5 protein-coding genes are annotated in these 3318 nt (G+C 37.9%); 3 read left to right on the plus strand and 2 right to left on the minus strand.

Annotated elements, in window-relative coordinates; all coding sequences use genetic code 11:
- Nucleotides 1-183: hypothetical protein (locus B4A24_RS15065; protein WP_293945954.1), on the minus strand; the 183-nt coding region annotated here is incomplete at its 3' end.
- A 108-nt stretch (nt 184-291) separates the two neighbouring features.
- Between B4A24_RS15065 and B4A24_RS15070 the strand changes: the two genes are divergently transcribed.
- From B4A24_RS15070 to B4A24_RS15080, 3 genes are all read left to right on the plus strand, one after another.
- Complete coding sequence (locus tag B4A24_RS15070; RefSeq protein ID WP_293945955.1) at nt 292-441, plus strand: hypothetical protein; 150 nt, start codon at nt 292-294, stop codon at nt 439-441.
- Between the two features lie 98 nt (nt 442-539).
- Complete coding sequence (locus B4A24_RS15075) at nt 540-1295, plus strand: helix-turn-helix domain-containing protein (RefSeq protein ID WP_293945956.1); 756 nt, start codon at nt 540-542, stop codon at nt 1293-1295.
- A gap of 64 nt (nt 1296-1359) precedes the next feature.
- Nucleotides 1360-1896, plus strand: coding sequence for a dihydrofolate reductase family protein (locus tag B4A24_RS15080; protein ID WP_293945957.1), 537 nt, complete (start codon nt 1360-1362; stop codon nt 1894-1896).
- A gap of 393 nt (nt 1897-2289) precedes the next feature.
- On the opposite strand, the gene B4A24_RS15085 is transcribed toward B4A24_RS15080, so the two are convergent.
- Nucleotides 2290-2814 carry a hypothetical protein gene (locus tag B4A24_RS15085; protein WP_293945958.1) on the minus strand — a complete coding sequence of 175 codons (525 nt, stop codon included), beginning with the start codon at nt 2812-2814 and terminating at the stop codon, nt 2290-2292.
- Nucleotides 2815-3318 lie beyond the last annotated feature (504 nt).

Raw genomic sequence — 3318 nt, forward strand, 5'->3', positions numbered from 1 at the left:
CAATGTGGATTTTGATTTTCCGTCACTGAAATAATAGCAGGCGACATTTTCAAAATCTATCCAAGATGTGGCCATTAGGGGGCGATCGGTTAGCATCGCAAGTTCTGTGGCCGTACTGTTCAAAAGAGTCGATGAATACCCAAACTCCGGCGATCCATGGAAAGATGATCTGGAAAATAACATTGATTCGGTGATCGAAGGCTGTGACTTTGGCAATGCCGAGACCCATCTGGAATTTTGGGGACGTCAGATAAAGTTAAGCAGAATATATTTAGCGGTGTTCATAATGCTATGCTATTTAAACAGTTTAATACGTTGGGAAAATATAGTGGCAGTGCCAGAGGGTATCGGATATGGAGCAATTTCTTCCATTCATTCGATAGTGGCAATGCCAATCGGGAGAATTTTGTCTTGATCAACAATAAGACAACAGATGGCTGAGTATAGGGATTATATAAATCGATAGTTCCGAAAAATAACCTTTATATTTATCTGTTTCTATAGAATCAGTGCAATTGGCTTACTCAGAAATAATAAAAATGATTGAAGAAATAGCTTACCGGCCCAAATATCCGCTCAGTGAATTTATAGATTATATCTGGGTAGGAAAGTCGCCTAATCTTACCATGGATTTTATTCATCATGCTGCTTTGTTTACCGAACTTATTTTCAGTTATGGTGATGAGTTCGACATCAGAGGAATCAATACCGAAAAGATAAACGGTCGTACAGGAGTTCAGGTGCTATCGGGTTTAAAAAATCGACCTTTTCTGACCACAACAAATGGAGCTTACGCGTGCATAGGGTTAATCTTAAAGCCGTTTTGCTATGGCATACTGCTCCCAAAATTAGGGAGCTCATCTTTGGAAGAACTAGCTTCGATTTTATTTGACTGTCTTTTTGTTGCCGAGAATCCTGATTTTGCCCAAGCTGAAAAATGTTTGTTGAGGGTATTCGAAACTTTAAATACCGACCCTCACTTGATGAGGTTCGAAGCACATCTGGCTACTGAAATAGCAGGAAAGGGAATGCTGAGGGATTTCAGTAAAGTGCTGCTGATTTCGCAGAAAAGTTTCATTCAGAAATTCAGAAAGCATTATTTTTTGACTCCCAGTGAATATCTGAATCTTTACAAAGTGAATAAAGCGATCATATTGCTTCAGAACAATTCGCTGGAACGATTGACTGACATTGGGCTGAAAGCTGGATTCTATGACCAGTCCCATTTTATTAGGGTATTTAAAAAACTCAGTGGTTATACTCCAAAAGAATTTTCAAAATTTGGAGCAGGGTAAATTCTGTACAATTTTAAATGTGTCGAAGGATTTAATTTTGTGGTATAACTTTAAGTACATAAAAATGAATCAGAAAAACAAAGTCTTCATTGCCACCAGTCTGGACGGATATATTGCCGATAGGAACGGAGAAATCGATTGGCTGCTTTCCATACCGAATCCCGAGAAGGATGATATGGGCTATAAGGAATTTATTGCACAGATTGATGCACTGGTCATGGGCCGCAAAACCTTTGAAGTGGTTTGTGGTTTTGACGAATGGTATTATGATAAGCATGTTTTTGTGTTGAGCGACAGTATGACGGAGATCCCCGCAAAATTCAGGGATAAAGCTTCTCTTGTCAAAGGCTGCCTAAACGATGTACTGGCTGAAATTCATGGAAAAGGATATCATAACCTGTATATCGATGGGGGAAAGACCATTCAGGGCTTTTTGAAAGAAGACCGGATTGATGAGATGATTATTACCCTGATTCCTTATCTGCTAGGGGAAGGAATTCCTTTGTTCGGAGATCTTTCCGAAATGTTGAAGTTCGAAGCTGTGGATACAAAAATCTTTCTAAATTCAATCGTTCAAAATCATTTTGTAAGAAAAAGATAAATGGATGGAGATTTCGGAGGCTTTGATCATATGATTTCGAAATTCATTGATCAGTCAATAAGGACAATTTCGACCATTTGAATATTGGGCTGAGATTTACAAATCCATCCTTACTTGTTTTTTATGGTTTTGTTTAAAACGGTCAACTCGTCTAGGAATAGCATGATCTCAATGTCCGAAATCTCCAAATAATAAATAGCCCAAACCGCTAAAGTATGGATTATTTATTCCCATATTTAGGTCTGGGTTTATGTGCCGCCACCTAATGCCGAACCTTGAATGCATTGAAAAGATTGTTCATGAATGGTCTTTAACCGGATAGGAGAAATAGCGGACATTGTTCTGGTTTTTCTATTGCGCTTGTTTAAGTAATATTTCAATAGTTTTTCGCACCTATGCTTCCCAAGTACCCTCATACTTAACTACCTTCCATTTGCCTTTTGTTTTTTCGAGAATAAAATACCATCCTTGGCCACACCATCCGCCACATATATAATCCAGGGATACGAATGCTTTTTGGCGATCATGTGTCAGGATCGGTAAGTGGAAAACCAACTTTGTAAAAAAACGTTCTTCAGCAATCAATTTATTACTGTCTTTAACTCTGAATTTACGGGATATCGCCGGAGGAATATAGACTGTATCCCTGTCTCTTGTCTGATTTAGGAAACCAATAGAGTCCTGCTGGCTACTGCCGAGACGGTGAAATAATTTCCTGATTCCAATTCCATCTCCCGGAGGATGATCCCCCTTATACGTAGTGTATATGGAATCTTTGGTAAATATGGATTCGATATACGTCTTAGGTTCTTCAGACTTGATCGTTCCAATGATATAAGAGTTATATGTAAGTATCGCTTCTAATATTTCCTCATAGTCTTTTTCAACTGTAGAATAATCAAAGAGTTTTTCTGGCATTCTTGTTTTAGGTACTTTTTTAGTGGTGCTTTGACAAGCTATAACAAGAAATAAAAAAGGTATTAAGAAGTAAACTTTCATAAAATAGCACGAATGATTTAAAAGATGATGTCAAAAAGTTTTCTTTTCCATAATGCAATTTACTAAATTCATGTATTACGTTATTTTTATGGCAGAGTATTTAACGGACGATCAAATCAGAGCCAGATTGAGACTTGGGAAATCCGTGGAGCAGTGGTTGGGTGTTGTTCAGGAAACAGATTATACCATACTCAGATGGTTAAGTATTGATAAGGAAAGCGCCGAAAGCTTTTCTGTAGCCTANNAGATTTCTTGGACATCTATGCGTTTTCGTTGGTTGATCCAGATGAGCCATTTGGTGTGATAAATACTTTCTCTTCAATTGCTGATGCGTTAGAATTTGCACAGGCGACCTACAAAGCGTCTGCTCATAAATATACTGCTGCAGGAATGATTCAGGAAGAGTATAGGGATTATATAAAT

The organism is Sphingobacterium sp. UBA7249, assembly GCF_002472835.1.
GTDB lineage: Bacteria > Bacteroidota > Bacteroidia > Sphingobacteriales > Sphingobacteriaceae > Sphingobacterium > Sphingobacterium prati.

Excerpts from the sequence above, each read along its gene's own strand:
- B4A24_RS15070 (WP_293945955.1), top strand. The coding sequence starts at position 292 with ATGCTATTTAAACAGTTTAATACGTTGGGAAAATATAGTGGCAGTGCC.
- B4A24_RS15075 (WP_293945956.1), top strand. The coding sequence starts at position 540 with ATGATTGAAGAAATAGCTTACCGGCCCAAATATCCGCTCAGTGAATTT.
- B4A24_RS15080 (WP_293945957.1), top strand. The coding sequence starts at position 1,360 with ATGAATCAGAAAAACAAAGTCTTCATTGCCACCAGTCTGGACGGATAT.
- B4A24_RS15085 (WP_293945958.1), bottom strand. The coding sequence starts at position 2,814 with ATGCCAGAAAAACTCTTTGATTATTCTACAGTTGAAAAAGACTATGAG.